Origin of the sequence: Paraburkholderia graminis (assembly GCF_003330785.1) — a bacterium.
GTDB lineage: Bacteria > Pseudomonadota > Gammaproteobacteria > Burkholderiales > Burkholderiaceae > Paraburkholderia > Paraburkholderia graminis.
Window position 1 is genome coordinate 398,517 of record NZ_CP024936.1, and the last position, 18,393, is coordinate 416,909.

15 protein-coding genes and 1 pseudogene are annotated in these 18,393 nt (G+C 63.2%); 11 read left to right on the plus strand and 5 right to left on the minus strand.

The annotated features are described in order from the left end of the window. Positions 1-15 precede the first annotated feature (15 nt). From CUJ91_RS33520 to CUJ91_RS33540, 6 genes are all read left to right on the plus strand, one after another. Positions 16-2,403 carry a xanthine dehydrogenase family protein molybdopterin-binding subunit gene (locus tag CUJ91_RS33520; protein ID WP_114158429.1) on the plus strand — a complete coding sequence of 796 codons (2,388 nt, stop codon included), beginning with the start codon at positions 16-18 and terminating at the stop codon, positions 2,401-2,403. Then, entirely contained in the window at positions 2,400-2,621 is a 222-nt protein-coding gene (locus CUJ91_RS35175; RefSeq protein ID WP_279635443.1) for an FAD binding domain-containing protein, read from the plus strand. The genes CUJ91_RS33520 and CUJ91_RS35175 overlap by 4 nt, the downstream gene beginning before the upstream one ends. Further along, positions 2,597-3,259 (plus strand): FAD binding domain-containing protein, encoded by a 663-nt coding sequence (locus tag CUJ91_RS33525; RefSeq protein WP_279635444.1) that lies wholly within the window; start codon positions 2,597-2,599, stop codon positions 3,257-3,259. The genes CUJ91_RS35175 and CUJ91_RS33525 overlap by 25 nt, the downstream gene beginning before the upstream one ends. Then, positions 3,256-3,747 (plus strand): (2Fe-2S)-binding protein, encoded by a 492-nt coding sequence (locus CUJ91_RS33530; RefSeq protein ID WP_006047395.1) that lies wholly within the window; start codon positions 3,256-3,258, stop codon positions 3,745-3,747. The genes CUJ91_RS33525 and CUJ91_RS33530 overlap by 4 nt, the downstream gene beginning before the upstream one ends. A 158-nt stretch (positions 3,748-3,905) precedes the next feature. Then, positions 3,906-4,220, plus strand: a complete 315-nt coding sequence (locus CUJ91_RS33535; protein WP_006047394.1) for an EthD family reductase — start codon at positions 3,906-3,908, stop codon at positions 4,218-4,220. A gap of 207 nt (positions 4,221-4,427) precedes the next feature. Further along, positions 4,428-5,171 carry a YoaK family protein gene (locus CUJ91_RS33540; RefSeq protein ID WP_114158430.1) on the plus strand — a complete coding sequence of 248 codons (744 nt, stop codon included), beginning with the start codon at positions 4,428-4,430 and terminating at the stop codon, positions 5,169-5,171. A 331-nt stretch (positions 5,172-5,502) separates the two neighbouring features. Here CUJ91_RS33540 and CUJ91_RS33545 read toward each other — a convergent pair whose 3' ends face one another. After that, entirely contained in the window at positions 5,503-6,105 is a 603-nt protein-coding gene (locus CUJ91_RS33545; RefSeq protein ID WP_006047392.1) for a phosphatase PAP2 family protein, read from the minus strand. 413 nt (positions 6,106-6,518) lie between these two features. Between CUJ91_RS33545 and CUJ91_RS33550 the strand changes: the two genes are divergently transcribed. Beyond that, positions 6,519-8,207 (plus strand): alkaline phosphatase family protein, encoded by a 1,689-nt coding sequence (locus CUJ91_RS33550; protein ID WP_114158431.1) that lies wholly within the window; start codon positions 6,519-6,521, stop codon positions 8,205-8,207. A 266-nt stretch (positions 8,208-8,473) separates the two neighbouring features. Here CUJ91_RS33550 and CUJ91_RS33555 read toward each other — a convergent pair. The 4 genes and pseudogenes from CUJ91_RS33555 to CUJ91_RS33575 all read right to left on the minus strand — a co-directional run bounded on the left by CUJ91_RS33555 (position 8,474) and on the right by CUJ91_RS33575 (position 12,398). Beyond that, positions 8,474-9,466 (minus strand): annotated as a pseudogene (locus CUJ91_RS33555) (YncE family protein). A gap of 404 nt (positions 9,467-9,870) precedes the next feature. Beyond that, complete coding sequence (locus CUJ91_RS33565; protein ID WP_114158433.1) at positions 9,871-10,551, minus strand: cyclase family protein; 681 nt, start codon at positions 10,549-10,551, stop codon at positions 9,871-9,873. Positions 10,552-10,564: 13 nt separating this feature from the next. Continuing rightward, the gene (locus CUJ91_RS33570) at positions 10,565-11,341 is read right to left on the minus strand and encodes an aspartate/glutamate racemase family protein (protein WP_114158434.1); all 777 of its coding nucleotides are present in this window, start codon (positions 11,339-11,341) and stop codon (positions 10,565-10,567) included. 1 nt (position 11,342) lies between these two features. Beyond that, positions 11,343-12,398, minus strand: coding sequence for an ABC transporter substrate-binding protein (locus CUJ91_RS33575; protein WP_244231117.1), 1,056 nt, complete (start codon positions 12,396-12,398; stop codon positions 11,343-11,345). Between the two features lie 312 nt (positions 12,399-12,710). On the opposite strand from CUJ91_RS33575, the gene CUJ91_RS33580 reads away from it, so the two are divergent. From CUJ91_RS33580 to CUJ91_RS33595, 4 genes are all read left to right on the plus strand, one after another. Further along, complete coding sequence (locus tag CUJ91_RS33580; RefSeq protein ID WP_114158435.1) at positions 12,711-13,868, plus strand: porin; 1,158 nt, start codon at positions 12,711-12,713, stop codon at positions 13,866-13,868. A gap of 150 nt (positions 13,869-14,018) precedes the next feature. Next, on the plus strand, positions 14,019-15,788 hold the full coding sequence (locus CUJ91_RS33585; protein WP_114158436.1) for a thiamine pyrophosphate-dependent enzyme: 1,770 nt from the start codon (positions 14,019-14,021) through the stop codon (positions 15,786-15,788). Between the two features lie 27 nt (positions 15,789-15,815). Further along, positions 15,816-17,249, plus strand: a complete 1,434-nt coding sequence (locus tag CUJ91_RS33590) for a flavin monoamine oxidase family protein (RefSeq protein WP_279635445.1) — start codon at positions 15,816-15,818, stop codon at positions 17,247-17,249. 112 nt (positions 17,250-17,361) lie between these two features. Further along, positions 17,362-18,378 carry an ABC transporter substrate-binding protein gene (locus CUJ91_RS33595; protein ID WP_244231119.1) on the plus strand — a complete coding sequence of 339 codons (1,017 nt, stop codon included), beginning with the start codon at positions 17,362-17,364 and terminating at the stop codon, positions 18,376-18,378. Positions 18,379-18,393: the final 15 nt, after the last annotated feature.

Here is an 18,393-nt window from a genome sequence, read left to right on the forward strand (position 1 = left end):
CGTCGCGCGACAAACATGGAACAGACTTTCAAGGACGCGTCGCCGGGCAGCCTGCTCGGGGAGAACGTGGCGCGTCTGGACGCAGCGCGCTTCGTTTCGGGGCGCGTCGATTACAGTGCCGATCTCATTCCCGCAGGCGCGCTCCATCTAGCCATCCTGCGCAGCGCTCACGCGTGTGCGACGATCGTCTCGATCGACCTCTCGGGTGCGCTCGCCATGCCGGGTGTCGTCGCGGGCCTCACGGGAGAAGACGCAGCGCGCATGAGCGATGCAATGCCGCCGGCCATGGATCTTCCCGCACAAGGCGCACGCGGGCCTTTACAAAGTCGTTGCCTTGCACTCGAGCACGCGACGTACTTCGGCCAACCGGTCGCGGCGCTCGTGGCGACGTCGGTGCACGACGCGCAAGCCGCGCTCGCGAAGATTCGCGTCGAATACGAAGTGCAACCGGCAACCGCGAACGCGCGCGACGCCCTGCGCGAAGGTGCGCCGGTGGTTCAGCCCGGCTGGGATACGAACCTGTTCGTGCGCGACCGCATTCGTTCGGGGGACGCCGATGCTGCATTCGAGCGCGCGGCGCACATCGCACGAGGGGAACTGACGGTCGGCCCGTCGACCAGTGCACCAATGGAAACGCTGTGCTACGTCGCCCAGTGGGACGGGCACGGCGAACGCTACACGTTGACCGGCACGTTCCAGAACCCTCATACGAGCCGCTGGCTGATTGCAGCGGCCTTGCGTGTGAAGGAGTCGCAGGTCCGCGTGATCGCGCCGCGCATCGGCGGTACGTTCGGGCTGAAGATGGCTGGGCATCCCGAAGAAGTGCTGGTCGCGCTGTTCAGCCGGATCACGAAACGCCCGGTCGCCTGGGTCGAGGAACGGCGCGAAACACTGCTCGCCGGTGCGCGTTCGCAGCATCACAGCTATGAGATCGCGGCGGATGAGCAAGGCAGGCTCATCGGCTGGCGTGACCGCATCATGGTGGATGTCGGCATCATCGGCGCCGGTCATAGCTGGGCGATGGCGCTCGTCACGCCGGCCGTGTTTCCGACCGTCTATACGATTGAGCACTGCGACGTCGAGTGCTCTCTCGCGATCACCAATCGACCGCCCTGGCAAGCCATACGCGGTTACGGCAAAGAGATCGGCAACCTCGTGCTGGAACATGCAATCGATCGGCTGGCCCGGCAAACTGGCATGGATGCAGTCGAATTGCGGCGTCGCAATCTGGTCGCACGGGACGCCTTGCCGCGTTTGCTGCCGTCCGGGCTGAACGTGGATAGCGGCGACTATCCGGGCGGCCTTGAGCAGTTGCTGACGATGTTCGATTACGAGCAATGGCAGGAGCGCGCAAGCGCAGCGCGTACCAGCGAGCGTCGCATCGGTATTGGCATTGCGTTCGAACTAACGCCGGAAGGCGGGGCGCGGCCCGGTAACTTTCCCAATGGATACGAGACATCCACCGTTCGCATGATGCCGTCGGGCGACGTGCAGGTGCTGACGGGCGTGACGTCTCCGGGCAGCGGCAGCGATACCGGCATTGCGCAGATGGTCGCCGGTGAACTCGGCCTGCGCGCGGACCAGGTCAGCGTGATCGAGGGGGACACAGACGTGACGCCGCTCGGCACCGGCAACGCGAGCAGCCGTGCGCTGATGTACGGCGGGACCGCCGCGTATCTCGCCGCGCAGGAGTTGCGCGCACGGCTCTGTCAGTGCGCCGCCAACCTGCTCGGCGGTGCGCCCGAAGACATTTCACTGCGCGACGGTCATGCGTGGCGCGAGTCGAACGGCACGAGGATCGCAGTGGCCGAACTCGCGCTCGGGGCGCATCTACGGCCATTCACCGTGGCAGCCGGCGTGACGCTGCCGCTCGAAGTGACGCGCAGCTTCGCGCCGCAGAATGTGCGCGTGGAGCCGGATGCGCAAGGCCGTATCGCCACATACCCGACGTTCTCATATTCCGTGCATGCCGCGGCGCTCGAACTCGACACGGCGACTGGCAATAGCAGGCTGCTCGACTATGCCGTGGTGCACGACTGCGGCGCAATGGTCAATCCGGCGCTCGTCGAAGCGCAACTTAGAGGGGCGGTCGTGATGGGCATCGGCGTCGCGCTGTGGGAACTGATTAAGTTCGATGAACATCATCGCATGATCACCGATCGCTTCAAGAGTTATCTATTGCCTCGAGCTAACGATCTTCCGCCCATTCGCGTCGGACATCGCGTGACGCTGAATCCGTTTCATCCGCTCGGCATGAAGGGCGCGGGCGAATCGGGGCTAGGCGGTGCGCTCTCAGCGGTGACCAATGCCGTGGCGAATGCACTCGGTGACGACGCGCGCCTGACGCACGTGCCGGCGACGCCGGCGCGCGTGATGGCGTCCCTCGAGGAGCGACGCGCGTGATCGGCCATTACTTCGATTTTCACCAACCGAGGGACCTCGACGAAGCGGCTGCCTTGCTAGCCGCCTTTCGCGAGGATGCCTCGGTGCTCGGCGGCGGCACGATGCTGGTGCCGTCGATGTCGGCGAATCTCGTGTGTCCCGGACATGTCATCAGTCTCGGTGCGCTCCGTCTGGATGAATCGCGCTCGACGATATGCATCTGCACATCGGCGCGATGACGACCTATGCGCAATTGCTCGCTTCACCGCTCGTGGCACGCCAGGCGCCGCTGCTTGCGGCGATGGCCGCGCAGGTCACGGGCGGTGCATCGATCGTCAATCAGGGCACGCTCGGTGGGGCAGCAAGCTACGCGAATCCTTCGTCCGACGCACCGGGATGTCTCGCGGCGCTCGAGGCAGAGTTCGAATTGCGCTCGTCACAGGGCGTGCGTCATGTCGCTGCGCGAGAGTTTTTTATCGACGCCTTTCGCACCGCGCGCCGCGCAGACGAGTTTCTCATTGGCGTACGCGTGCCGCGCGACACGACGCTCGTCGCCTGTGAGTATCAGAAGTACAAGGCGAGTGCGAGTTCGTGGCCCATCGTGACCGTTGCGTGCTCCCTGCATCGGGGCGAGCAGATCAGTGTGCGGCTTGCAGTCGGCGCGGCCGGCCGACGGCCGGCGTATCGCCGCTTCGCGATCGACGAACAGGTTTTGCTCGCGCCCGATGCGTTTATCGAGCATGCGGCAACGAGTGCGCAAGATCTTGTCGGCGAAGGCTGGAGCGATGAACTCGCGGACGCGGACTATCGGCGCGCCGTTGTGCCTGGCGTCGTGAAACGGCATTTACGCGTCCTGCTCACGGGAACGAAGACATGAAAGGAACGATCGAGGTGCGGCTCACGCTCAATGGCGAGCCGCGGTCTGAACGAGTGGACTCGCGACTGTTGCTCGTCGAACTCATCCGCGATGCACTCGATGCGAAAGGCACGCGCATCGGATGCCTGACCGGCGATTGCGGCGCGTGCACGGTCTTGATCGACGGCGAGGTAAGGAAGTCCTGTCTTGTGCTTGCGGCGTCGATATCTGGAAACGACGTGCGGACGATCGAAGGCCTCAGCGGAATCGAGGCGCTGCAGGAGGCGTTCATTGCGGAGAACGGGTTCCAATGCGGATTCTGCACGAGCGGCATGCTGATCGCGGCGGCGGACCTCCTGAGGCACAACTCGTCGCCGAGTCACGAAGAGATACGTCACGCGATCAGCGGCAATCTGTGCCGGTGCACCGGCTACGAGAGCATCGTCAATGCGATCCATCGTGCGGCGCATGGCGAGAGTATGCGCGCGCCGGCCGACGACCCAGGCTAGCAGCGTTCTCGCGGTCTACATCACTGTACCGATCGGTCCGCCGCGATAAACGGTGAAGCCGCGAGACCCGCCTGAATCTGGTTTCGGCGCCCGCGACATCACCGGTGCGATGCATCCGATCGACGCCGCCTTTCACGCCTTAGTCACTGGAGAACAGCATGTCGAGAGATGCCACCGTCACGATCTATGTCACCTACGAAGGCAAGGCCGGTGCGCGCTTCGATCGCGCGTATTACGTCGACCGTCATTTGCCCCTTGTGATGCATCACTGGTCGCGCTACGGCCTTGTCGAGGTCGCGGCCTTTTTCCCCGCCGAGCAGCAGGCCGGAACGCTTGCGATCTGCGAATGCAGGTTTCGTGACGAAGCATCGGTCGATGCGGCTTTTACGTCGCCTGAAGCGCCCGCCGTGATGGCCGACGTGACACGCTTCACGGATATTGCACCGCGCCGCGTGCGTGCGACAGCGCTATAAGGAGGCACCTGCGAAGCGAACTCGGACGCAGCGCTCACTTCTTTCCTCGGATGGTTCATCGGGCAGTCCAGGCGACGCCCGACACGCGCGTTGGCTGACACGGTTCGTCTGAAACGCAGGCTGAAGCAGCGTCGTCTCATGTTAGGATCGACAAGCTCAATCGTGTGCAACCTTTGTGAACCGCCCCCCGAAACCGAACTGATCCGCATGCCCATCAATTATCTTCGCGGTTTCGCGGCGCCCGAGCGCAGCGACGTCGCGAATCGTCGCCTCGGGCGATCGCTCGCGTTCGTCGCTGGAGCAGCCAACGCTGGCGGATTCCTCGCTGTGGGTCAGTACACCTCACACATGTCCGGAATTGTTTCGTCGCTTGCCGATAACGTCGCGCTTGGCGACATTGATGTGGCTGTGGCGGGATTGAGTTCCTTGTTGTCCTTTCTGGTCGGCGCGGCCACGTCAGCGATCCTGATCAACTGGGGACGACGCAGGCGCTTGCAGAGCCAATACGCGATGCCGTTGATGCTCGAGGCGTCGCTGCTTCTGATCTTCGGTGTCCTCGGCTCGAATCTCAAATCGCACCACGTGCTCTTCGTGCCGGCTACCGTCTGCCTTCTCTGCTACGTGATGGGACTGCAGAACGCTATGATCACAAAGGTTTCAAAGGCGGAAATCCGGACGACACACGTTACTGGTCTCGTGACCGATATTGGCATCGAGCTTGGTAAGCTGTTCTATTGGAATGTCGGGGCAATGCCCGGCAACCTGGTCTGCGGAGATCGACAGAAACTAAAGCTTCTCGGATCGCTGTTACTGTCGTTCCTGGTAGGTGGACTTACTGGCGCAGTAGGCTTTAGACACCTGGGATTTGCGTCGACCGTTCCCCTTGCGATCGTCCTTGTTACTCTCGCCGTTGTCCCCATCGTCGACGATGTGCGTGGTTATCGAGGTTAGGCGAAACGCGAGGCTGCATCGCTTGACAGGTTTCTGCATTCGCACGCGAAGCGGACGCACATCAGCGGTAATTGATCGACGAATCAGGTCGGAGAGCGCCTATCGCCTCGGTTGTCAGCGGACATAATTACTATGCGAAGTCCGATCGGATGTGAATCAGCGGCGGCAGAGAATCCAGGTGGAGGGAGCTGCAGGAGATTTACAGGGACTTCGCCCAGCTGTTGGAGGTGGGCGCTCTTGCCAGGAAGCTGGAATGAGCTTGCAGACTTTTCACGCCAACTTCCGTGCTTTCATGCGGACTTCGCCAATCGACCAATCCGCCGCCACGCCATCACGACGAAAGCCAGCCGCGCCCGATAGGCCATGCCAGCAGCTTCCTATACACAGCTATGAGACCGCGAGTCAGTGCAGCGCCAGACATCTTCCATAGCGGAGCGACCAGCGCATAGGCTATGCACGCAACGGCGACGGCGCCTGCCATATCCAACGGAAAATGCACTCCGACAAATACGCGCGCCCATGCCACGGCAAGACCCGCGAGCAACATCGACAAACCGTAGCGGCGCTCGCCGGCGAGCAGCAAGGTCAGGGTCCCGCTTGCCAACACGGTCACGTGGTCGCTCGGAAACGATGAATCTGGCGCGTGCTCGATAAAGGTATGGCCCAAGCCGATCATGAAGGGCCGCGGATGCATCCACCCAAGACCGATCAGCTGATTGATGCCGAGCGCCAGCAGAACCGCGCAACACACTCGCACTGCGGCGGCGCGTCGACGTTCGCCGCCCGAGAGCCACAACGCGGCGAGAAAAAGCGGCACGAGATAGATCACGTCATCGGCGATAAAGCGGGCTACGTCGATAAGCCAGACGGGCGTCGCCGGTGTCGCGTTGATCGACAGAAAGAGTGCGCGGTTCAGCGCTTCCAGTGCATTCATCGGTCTAGATCGCAGTGAAAATTAGTCGATGTTAGCCGCCAAATCTTATGGGAAGCATAGGGCTCCACCGGTACAGTTTCGTGGTCCGGCGAGCCCTCGGTGTCCGGCCGCGTGCTTCATCACATTAAACGAGTTTATGATTCGGCCTCCTACGGGAAAAGCGCGATCTCGAGTCGTTTGGAATTTTGGTACTGAACCAACTGCGTCGAACACGGTATCGACAGGTCGCCAACGGTCGATCAGGGACATCCTTAAGAAAACCTTAAGCAAACCTAACGCTCGCACGCAATTAATTCTTGCGCAACCGGGCAAAATACAGCTAGTTGTAAGTCAACGTTCACGGACTCGACGCAAACACGTTGCACATTGATGGTCCGGCAGGTTGTTCTGTTACCCATCAATAAGGACGAGACATGAACGGAAGAAGACCGCAATGGCCGTTGCAAAACGTGTTCTCCACTGTAGCCCTGACGCTGGCAGTAACTTGCGCAGCGAATGCATCTCCCGCCGAGGACCATCATCGCGGGCAAGACGGCGATCACCGCAGGCACAATGAGGTCGAACATGTGCTTCTCATCAGTTTCGACGGTTTGCACGAACAAGACGTAGCGCGATGCATCGCTTCTAATTCATGTCCCAACATTGCACTTCTTGCAAAGGCCGGCACCACTTTTACGGACGCTCATACGCCGGGTTTGTCGGACTCTTTCCCGGGGCTCGCCGCACTCGTTACCGGCGGGTCGCCTAAGAGCGCGGGGCTTTTCTACGACGTGTCATACGACAGAACGCTATACGCGCCTTCGGATTCGACGTGCAGCGGTCCGCAAGGCTGGAACGTCGTATTCGACGAAACCACCGGCATCGACGCCGAGAATGGCGGCGCACTGACGCATCTCGATGGCGGTGGCCGATTCAATCCACAGGCTATCCCTCACGCAAAGATCGGTGGCGCGTGCAAGCCCGTCTATCCGCACGATTATGTGAAGACCAACACGGTCTTCGAAGTCGTCAAACAGAACCTTCCTGGCGCGCGCACGGCCTGGGCGGACAAGCATGCATGGGGCTATGACTGGCTGAACGGCCCGTCTGGGCGTGGCGTCGACGATCTCATGCGAACCGAGATCAATTCGATCGACCCCGCGACCGGCACCGACTACACGGACGTCTATAGCCATACCGAGAAATTCGACGATTTCCACGTCGCGGCAATCATCAATCAGATCGACGGAAAGACATCGAAGGGCGATGCAGCGGCCAGTGTGCCTGCCGTGCTCGGCACGAACTTCCAAACGCTAAGCGTCGCACAGAAGGCGCCGGTGGCGAAGGGTGGTGGCTATCTGGACGCGAGCTTCACGCCCGGCCCGCAAGTTGCGGCGGCCATCGCGTACATCGACGCATCCCTCGGTCGAATGGTGGCCGAATTGAAGCAGCGCGGCCTCTATCAGTCCACCGCGATCATCGTCACATCCAAGCACGGGCAGTCGCCCACGGATCACTCGAAGCTCGTGAAAAACGGCGACACGCTGTCGAAGCTCCTTGAATCGAGCAACTATTTCGATCCGGACGGCAACATTGGACAGGCGAACACCAAAAGCGGCAACCTCAACGACGGGACAGGACTCACGGGTACGGGTTTCATACAGACCGACGACGTCGGGCTCGTGTGGCTGCGCGATCAGAGTCAGCTCGCCGCCGCCGTCAAGACGCTCAAGGACAACCTGAGTTGCAATGCGCCAGGGATTTGCGCGGACGGCCCGCAGGCATATATTCTGTACGGCCGTCCGCTCGCCGCGCGCTTTGGCGATCCAGCGGGTGGTCGAACCCCGGACATCATCGTTCAGCCGAACCCCGGGGTCATCTACACGACGAGCACGAAGAAGGACGAGGAGCACGGAGGCAACGCGCCGGATGACAGCCACCTGGGCCTTGTCGTCTATATGCCTGGCGCGCCGGGTGCAGGCCGGGAGGTCAGTGAGCGCGTGCAGACAACCCAGGTCGCGCCGACGATTCTGCGCTTGCTCGGGCTCGATCCGAAGCTGCTCAATGCAGTGGTAATGGAGGGCACGCAGCCGTTGCCGGGTTTCGACGCGCGAAGGTTCTAGACGGTTCTGCTGCGGACGCCGCGCGCGGCGTCCGCAGCCGCCGGGAACAGTAACGGTCCCCAACCACAGGCAATCGCCGGCGCGCCGTTGGCGATTGGTCTCGCAGCAGTGCGGGTCCGTTCATTCCGGCCTCGGTCGCGGCCAATGCGGCTCTGATCTGTCAGGATGCGCCCGGGGTTGATCGCGCGGAGGCTCATCGCCAGATCGACCATGAGGTCGTGGACTTCTTACGTTCAAATCTATAACTCATCGGGGCGGGTATCGTTTCACGGAGACGGCAGTGTCGACCGGGGCGCCATGACGCGCAGCACCGGACGTCCGTCGACGTTCTTTAGCGGGAAATAGGCACGATGCGTTGATGGATCGACAGCAACCACATGCGCATTGGGTCCGATGCGGCCTTCGCCGATTTTCGACACAGTTGAAGACCCCACGGCAAACATCGACACGATGCCTGCCTCGCCGGCGATATAAAGCGTGCCCGCACCGGGATCGAATGCAATCACGTCGGGATCGGCGCCAACGTCGAATGACTGGATGACCTGCCTGGTGAGCAGATTCAGCGTCAGCAGTCTGTCGTTGCCTTCGCACGCGACGAACGCGAGGTGTGGCTGCGAAACGATATAAAGGCCGTGGTTGCCTCGTGCGCCCGGCAGATCGATCCGCGCGACGATTGCGTGGGTCGTTGGATCGATCTCGACGAGTTGTCCTCGTGACTGGACATTGACGAAGATATGACGGGACACTGGGTCATACTGGGTGTTGCCGACTTCGCCGCCCAACGGGATCGCCTTGATGCGGCGATTGGACTGGGTATCGATTACGGTTTCAGTCCCGCCTGTCTCGTCCGATACCTAGAGTTTCGGGGTGTCCGGTGCATAGGCCATTCCGTCCGGATAGACGCCTCCCGGCATACGTGCAGTGATTCTCAGGGTGGTCTCGTCGATGGCAACAACTTCGTTCGTGCCGGTCGCGGACGCGTACACGCGCGACTGTTCACGTACTACCAGGACGCCATGAACGGCGGCGATGTTGCCAATTCGGGCGACAACGCGTGAGTGTTGCGTGTCGAAAACGATTACTTCGCTGTCGCCCAGGTGCGCGATGAACAGCAGATGTCGATCAGGATCGTAGCTTTCGTAATCGAGCCGGGTGGCGCGACCTGGCAGCGGGATGTCGGCGACGTGGGTCAACGGTAGGTCGGCCGTGAGTGGAGCTGCTCCCACTACCGATGGGAACAGGTCAATTTTTCGAGGAATACCGTTTCCCGCGCATCTAGCCAGCGACTCGGCACGTGCAGTTGCAATGATCACATCATCGCTTTCTGGCGGTATCCCTACGCGTTGAAAATTCAGTGGTGTCGAAGAAGGCGAATGGTGGGTAGAGGGCTGATCTTACGCATTCGGCCACGAGCGGACGCTCGACGTTAGAGCCTGAATCGTCAACAATCCGCAGTAGGCGAATAAACGAATAAACTTTGATGGTTCGGATGGACTCTTGGCAAACTCAACTCGCTAGAGGGGTATTACTTTTGACCGTTCTCGCGGCGGTCGCGCTCGCGCCAGTCATTCGATGGCGTATGAAGCTCCGGACTTTGGTGCTAGGTGTCGTCGGAGCGCTTCTGGTTCTTCCCGTCCTGATATTTCTGCTCGTTGCACTCAGTCTAGGCAGCACCGTTTAACCATTCTTCAGGAGCACATCGTTGGCTCAACAAGTGCGAGATGTAAGTGACCGCACGGGGTGTGCGCCGTGAAAAGGTGGCGCTTTCCAGTGGGTGTAAGTCCCACCCGGCAAATGCTCCAGCCGGAAGCAACCGGAGCAATCGTGGGCGATGCGCGTCCATCGTTTTGGAACGCTCGTGATCGAGCGATGGCGTGTCGATGCCGATCAGCCTGACGCCGCGCGCGGCGAGCATGTCGATCGTTTCCGCCGCGACCGATGCGAACGCGTGATCCCAGCGATCGACCGGCGCGCTGTCGTAAGTACGGATCAGCACGCGCGGCGGCGGACGCTCCGCGAGTGTCGGCAGATCGGTGGGCAGCACCGCGCGGCCGTGCACGCGTGCATGCACGACCTGGCATGGACCCAGATAAACGTCGAGCGGCACTTCGCCGATCGGCGCGCCGTCCGGATGGTAGTGAACGGGCGCATCTACATGCGCGCCGGTATGCGCGGACATCGTCAGGCGGCCGACGTTGACGGGGCTGCCGTCCGCCATCGTCCAGACGGTCTCTTCGGTGTATTGCGTGTCGCCGGGCCACACCGGCATGTCGGCGCGGATCGCGGGGCTGATGTCGATGAGCGTGCCCCGATGCGCGAGCACGGGCTTCGTAGTGGTGGTCATATTCAGCGACGTGTCAGTAACGGCGCGGGCGCAGCCCGGAGCGGAACCATTCGGTCATCGACACGATGTCGAACACCTGCAGGCCGAAACGTTCGGCGACGAGCGACGAGTACGGCGCGAAGTTGCTGCACTCGCTGACGAGTGCGCCAACCTCCGGATGCCGCGCGAGCAGGCGTTCGGCGCAGGCGAGCAGGTCGTGCGCCTGTTCGTCGAAACTCACCTGTGGCGCGTTGCTCAGATTGTTTTGCAGGAAGCGGCTGTCCTCGGCGAGACCCGCGACCGGCAAGTCGGCGGGGGCGTGAGCCGCGCGCAAATGCGCGGGCGTCAACGCGCTTTCGCGCGCGGTCAGCACGCCGACGCGCTGGCCTTGCGGCAGCAGCGCGGTGACCGATGGGATTTGCAGGAGGCTCGACGTCGCGACCGGAACCGGGCAGCGCGCGGCGAGCGCTTGCTGGAACGACACGAGGAAGCCGCAACTCGTCACGATGCCGTCGACGCCGAGCGCGGCGAGCCTCGCCGCCGTATCGACGAAGCGCTCCAGCAGCGGCGCAGCGGTTTCGGCGTCGCCCGCCGTTGCCGCCATGACCTGCGGACCCGTCACGCCGTCCAGTACCGCGAACTGCACCGCGAACGGCCACGTGTCGCCATGCGCAACGTCGCCCGGCAGCCGCTCGAAGCCGGTTTCGAGCGTGAGGATGCCGACGCTCACGCCATGCAATGTCCTGCGGCGATCGCGCGGCAGACGCGGCACATAGGTGCATGTACCGTTGAGGTTGTCCGGCGTCCTCATGTCAATTGACGAAGCAGTCGCATTGTTGCAGCGAGGCCGGCAAGGGGAGGCCGAGTTCCTTGAGCTTCCGGCGATTGATCAGCGCGACGTAATCGGCCTGTATCGCGCGATACGTCGGAAGGTCAGATGGCTTCGCGCCGTCCAGCATCTTCAACGCGAGTTGCGCCGCGTGCGCGCCCTGCGATTCATACGAAGGCGCGTAGGCGACCGCGATGATGTCGCCCTTCCTGATCAATTCGTGTTCTGCGCTCAGGATCGGCACATGCATACGGTCCGTTATCGACGCGACGGCCGGCAGCGCCGACTGCACGAGATTCGAGCCGATAGCATAGAAGAAGTCGATCCCTTGCATGCTGCTCGCCCGCTGCGGCACGTCGATCGTCGAATCGACCGAATTGGCGATCATCGTCAGGCCTGCTTTTTCGGCGGCAGCTTTCAGGTCGGCGATCGCGACGACGTCGTTGACCTCGCCCGCGTTGTAGAGCACGCCGAACTTTTTCGCGTTCGGAAAGACCTGCTTCGCGAACTTGAGCACCGTTTCATAGTTGGTCGCGCTGGACGTGCCCGTGATCCGGCTGCTGCCATGCTGCCAGTCCGGCACGAGTCCACCCTTCACAGGATCGGTCACCTGCGAGAAGACCAGCTTCACGCTCGGGTCGGCGACGTTGCGCACCGCGGCCTGCGCGACCGGTGTCGTCACGGTGAGAATCACAGCGGGATGCTGCGCGGCGATCTGCGCGAGCGTCTGCGGAATCAGGCTCGGTGTGAAATTGGCGTCGCTGTATGCGTACCGGACATTTTTCCCTTCGACATAACCGTCTTTCGCAAGCTGCTGCTTGAAGCCGGCAATCGTGCGCGACAAAGCCGGATGAGGTCCGAAGTTGGCGATTCCGATCACGACCGGCGCAGGTGTTTGAGCCGCGACATTGGCCGGGACCTCGGCAAAGACATCGGCGAAGGGATAGAGGCTTGCGGCGAACGTCAGCAATCCAGCGCCGGCGCGCATAGCCGTGCGGCGACGCGGAAGTTGCGGAGAACTCAGAGAAATCAGTTTCATCGGGGCGGCCCAGTGAGAAGCGACGAGCGCATTGTGCTGAAGCCCGGACCGCCGGGCAGCCCCGACAAAATAAACAATTCCGATCGCCTATCAAATCCGGCGCATTGGTCATTTCGCCCCTAAAACCGCGTTCGCGGCCCAAACGCAACGCTTTGCCCGGCGAGCGTAGTGAAGCGATTCTCAGATGAAGGAAATCGGTTCTAACTAATTTTGGTCGATTGTCGTGCGTCCGGTTGCTTTTTAGTCTTCGTCCGTGCCTCGAACCGCACGCACGCTGACGCGCTCTTACGACGAATACACTGGACCTTGAAGATGAAAAAACTCTGCTCGACCGCACTACTGCTTTCCGCCGCGACGCTCTCTCACGCGCAGAGCGCCCCAAGCTCGGGCTCCAGCGTCACGCTGTATGGCGTGCTGATGGAGGGCCTGATCTATTCGAACAACTCGCTCAAGGGCGCGTCCATCGGCACCGCTAATGGTCCGAGCCGCTGGGGTCTTCGCGGCGTCGAGGATCTCGGCGCGGGCCTGAAGACAGTGTTCGTGCTCGAAGGCGGGATGAACCCGAGCACGGGCGCGATGCAGCAGGGCAGCCGCCTGTTTGGCCGCCAGTCGTACGTGGGCCTGGCGAGCGACAACTGGGGGATGCTGACGTTCGGGCGGCAGTATGACCTGACACAGGACTGGCTCGCGCAGTATTCGTCGCCGTTGATGTGGAACGGTTACACGGCGACCATCGGCGACAACAACAATTTCAACTACCAGTTCCGCACCAATAACGCGGTCAAGTACGTATCGCCGGACTATCGCGGATTGAAGTTCGGCGCGATGTACAGCTTCGGCGGCGTCGCGGGCAGCTTCGGCAATCAGAGCGCGCTCGGCTTCGGAGTGAATTACTCGCAGGGTCCGCTGAAGCTTTCGGCCGCTTACATGCGGATGAATCATCCGGCCGCGGCGGCAAGCGAAGGCTTGTGGAACACCGCGTATTTCGCCTCCATCTCGCCGCAATCGCCGACGCTCTCGTATGCGATCGCGCCGTCGAGCATGGAGATTTACGGCGCGGGCGGATCTTACGCGCTCAGCAGCACGACGACGCTGAGCGCGGTGGTCACGCACAGCCGCTATGACGATCTCGGCGTCGCGCAGCTCGGTCTGGAGCATGGTCGTGCGAGCTACACGAACATCGAAGCCAACGCGAGCCACTACTTCACGCCCGCGTACATGCTTGGCTTCGATTACGTGTACACGCTCGGCAACGTGCAGCCGACGGACTTCAAGCCGCAATACCACCAGTTCTCGCTGATCAACAACTACTTCCTGTCCAAGCGCACCGCGCTATTCGTCGATGGCATTTTCCAGCTGGCGGCAGGCGACGCGCAGCACGCCAATATCGAATACGCGAGTGGCACGGGCGGCGCGTCGACATCGAAACGCCAGCTCGCAATTACCGCAGGTATTTATCATCGGTTCTAATGTGCGGGGGCCGTGCGCGTCAGCGCGTGCGGCTCGCTAACTGGGGCCATACGCATGATTGCGACGCAGGACGCGTCATGCGGCGGCCTCTTCATTTCTGGAGCAACAGTGATTTCACACGCCGTCTCAAGCGCGCCTGATGAGGGCTCCATGTCGGCGCAGAGCAGGGCCAGCAACAGCCCCCAAAGCAGCGTACCAGGCAGCGCCACAAGCGGGGCCGAACTCGTCGCCGACATGCTGGCGCACTGGCGGGTGCCCGCCGTCACGTTCATTCCGGGCGAGGGGATTCTCGAGCTGGTCGATGCGCTCGCGGTGCGCGCGCCGTCGATCCGGCTCGCGAGCTTTCGCCATGAGGCCGGAATGGCGTATGCGGCCCAGGCGATCGGCCAGCTCGCCGAACAACCCGGCATCTGCCTCGCCGCGCGCGCACCGGGCGCATTGAATACGACGCTGGCGGTGCACACCGCTTACACGGATAGCGCGCCGCTGATCATGATCGTCGGTCAGGCAGGCGACGAGTCGTCGGGCCGCGAAGCGATGCTGAACGCCGACGACTTTCAACGTGTGTTCGGCCCGTTGACGAAGTGGGTCGGCGTGATCGACGCGCCGCACCGGGTCGGCGAAATGCTGACGCGCGCGTGGCACGTCGCGATGTCGGGCCGGCGCGGCCCGGTCGTGCTGGTGATGCCGGAGAACGTCGCGACCGGTCGCCTCGATGCTGCGCGCGCCGTTTCCGGCACTTCCGCTTTGCCCGCTCTGCCGGTATTGCCGCGTCCCGCTGTCGGTGCGTCCGACCTTGCCACGCTGCGCGAATGGATCGCGACGGCCGAGCGTCCCGTGTTGCTCGCGGGCGGCACCGGCTGGCAACCCGAGGCCTTGCGCATGCTGACCGAACTCGCGCGGCGACACGCCATTCCGCTCGCCACCACATACCGCCGCCGCGACCTCGTCGATCACGACGACGACGGCTTCATCGGCGAGATCGGTCTCGGCGTCGATCCGACGCTGGCGAGGCGGATCGACAACGCCGACCTGCTGATCGTGTTGAACGGGCGGCTGGGCGAGCTGAACACGGTCGGCGCGGGATCGTTCAAAGGTTTCACGCTGCTCGATCCCGCTCGATGCGGCGAGCCGGACGCGCCGCGTCTCGTGCATCTGCATCCGGACGCGGACGAACTCAATACCGTGTACCGCGCGCAACTCGCGTTGCAGGCCGAGCCGAACGGCTTCGTGCAAGCGTGGGCACAGGCATGCGAACCGTCGCACGCGGATGCGTGGATCGCGCCGGCCGTGCGCGACGTGCGTGCCGCGTGGCGGCGCGACGCCCGGCTCGAGCGGTTGCGCTTTATCGACAGCGGGCATTGCGAAGGCCCGCTCGATCTGCGCGCGGTCTACGCGACGCTCGATGCGACGCTCGCCCCCGATGCGCTCGTCACGTCCGGTGCCGGCGCATACGCGATGTGGCCGCAACGCTATCTGAAGCATCGCCGCCCCGGCACGCAACTCGGGCCTAAGAGCGGCGCGATGGGGTACGGGTTGGCCGCCGCGATCGGCGCTTCGCTGGTGCTGCCCGGCACGCGTCAAATCGTCGCGATTGCCGGCGACGGCTGCCTGATGATGCACGCCGAGGAAATCGAAACGGCCGTGCGGCTCGATGCGCCGGTGCTGCTGATCGTCGTCAACAACCGCTCGTATGGCGCGATCGAGGGCGCGCAGCGGCGGCTCTTCGGCCGCGCCACCGGCACCGCGCTCGGGGCGATCGACTTCGCGGCATGGGCGCGCGCATTCGGCGCCTGGGGCGTGACCGTTGAGGCGACCGCGGACTTCGCGCCCGCCTTTAACGAGGCGCTGCAAAGGCAGGGCGTGCGGGTGATCGAATTGCGTGTGCCGTCGAGTGTCGGCAAGCCGCTTGCCTCCTGAAGCGAAACAACGAAGCGAAACAACCGGGTGAACAGCAACTTGAATACCGTAATGAAGGAACCGGCGCGCGGCGCGTCGCCGGCCTCGGGCCGCAGCGTGGCCGTCGTCGGCGCGGGAATCGCGGGCCTGACTGCCGCGTTCCGGCTGCAGCAGGCGGGGCTGCGGGTGGTCGTCTTCGAGGCCGCCAAAGTGGTCGGCGGACGCATGGGCGAGCGGCGTGTCGGCGATATCGCGTTCAATAGCGGCGCGCGCCTCGTTTATCCGTTCGGCAAGGCGTTCAACCGCATCGTCGACGACCTGTCGATTCGCGACGCGCTGGTGCCGTTGCGCGGCTTGAGCGCGCAGTGCGTGTCGCCGTCGGGCGCGCACACGATCGAACTGATGCCGACCGTGCGCTCGCTCGGAACGCCAGGCCTCGCGCTGCGCGAGCGCGTCTCGATGATAGGCCACGCGTTGCAGATGCGCGCGCTGAAATCGAAAGTCGATCCCGACTGGGCGATCAGCGCGCTCGATGTCGACGCCCGCTACGACGACCTGACGCTCGCCGACTACACGCGCAGCCGGATCGGCCCGAATGTGCTGGCCAGCATGGTCGAACCGGTGTTTCGCGCGACCCGCAGTTTCAACGCGGACACGCTGTCGGCGCTGTTCTATCTGAGCACCGTCCCGCATCTGATCGGCGAGGACACCGTGTACACGCTCAAGGGCGGGATGGGCGCGGTCTGCCGCGCGCTCGCTCAGCGGCTGACGGTACGCACCGGCACGCGGGTCGAAGCGATCCAGCGCTTCGATCCGTCGCAGAGCGGCTCCGGCGGCGACGCGTTCGACGCGGCCCGTCAGGCGCTCGTCGTGCTCGACAACGGCGACGTGCTGCGCTTCGACCACGTGGTGTGCGCGGTCGAAGGATCGCTCGCGAGCCGGCTCGTGCAAATGCCGCTGCCCGACGAGCGCGCGATGCTCGACGCGGTGCGCTACAACGCGCTCGGCGTCGTGCACTACGGCTTCAAGGCGGCGCTGCCGTCGCTGATGGAATTCGCGATGCGCGGCGCGGCGAGCCGCATCGCCACCTATCAGCAGCTGCCAGCGGCGCCCGCGCAGGGCCGCCCCGACGCGCAGATCTATTGCCAGTTGACGCCCGAGGCCGTGCTTGAAGCGCAGGAGCGCGGCCTGACCGAAGACCTCGACGCGTTGATCCGAAACGAGCTGCGCGCCCGCGTCCCGAATTTCGACGCGAACGTGAGCGCGGTGGTGAATCAATGGATTCCGCGCAAGCTGCCGGTCTTCTCGCCGGGTTACGGCGCGCGTCTGAAGGCGTTCTGGCAGTGGCAGGAGGCCCCGGAGCGGGCGATCGACCGGCCGGTCGTCTATTGCGGGGATTGGACCGCGCAGGCCTTGCTGACCGGTGCGTCCGCCAGTGGCGAGCGCGCCGCGCGGATCGTGCTGCGACGGCTAGGAAGTTAGTCAAACCGGCGCAAATTTTAGCCAAACGGCAGTTGCGCTGGGTCAAATAGTTTCTGGATCGGGCTAGGTGCTAAAAAGTCATCATGCTAATTCAGCCAAAGAAGGACGTTCAATGAAGGCAATTCTTCCCGCTCTGCGTGCATGCAAACAATGGCGCTCGGCGCTCGTCATGGGCGTTGCCGCCGGTGCGATCAGCGCGAGCGCCGGCGTGTTCGCGCAAACACCCGCCGTGACCACGATCGGCATCGCCAATCTCGGACCGCATCCGTCGCTCGCGAAAACCATTCAGGGCTTCAAGGACGAAATGGCGAAAGAGGGCTACGTCGACGGCAAGAACGTCGATTACGTGTACAGCGACGCCAATTTCACGCAAGCGCTGATGCCGCAAATGTTCGCGCAGATCATGTCGAAGCGTCCCGCGATGATTCTGACCGTGACGACCTCGGTGTCGCAGGTGGCGAAGGCGGCTGTCACGAATCCGAAGACGCCGCTGATCTTCACCGAAGTGACCGATCCTGTCGCGGCCGGGCTCGTGCCCGACTGGAAGCATGGCGGCGACCGCTTCGCGGGTTCGTCGGACCTGCAGAATTTCGATGCGGTGCTGGCCTTCGCGAAGCAGCTGTTCCCCGGCGTCACCTCGTTCGGCACGCTGTACAACCCCGGCGAAGCGAACGACGTGGTCACGACCAAAGCGCTCGCCGATGCGGCGAAACGCGCGGGTCTCGAATTTCGCCCGGTCAGCGTGGATAGCGTGAACGACATCACGCAGCGCGCCGAGATGCTCAAGGGCGTGGGCTTCGTCTACATCACCGGCTCGAACCTCGTGCAGTCTGCGATTCCCGCCGTTGCCGCGAGCATGCTGAGGTTGCGCGTGCCGGTGTTGAGTTCGGAGACCGAGGCGATCAAGAAGGGCATGGCGACCGCGTCGTATGCGGTGTCGCTCGAATCGGTCGGCGCCAATGCGGCGAGAGTCGCGGTGCGCGTGCTCGAGGGCCAGCCGACCAGCGCGCAGGCGGTCATGCTGCCCGCTCCATCCGATTACGTGACGTCGTTGAGCCGCAGCCAGTTTCAGAAGCTGGGGCTCACGATCCCGAAGCGCTTCGAGGACTGCCAATGCTTCATCAACTAAATCGCCGCGGCGCCG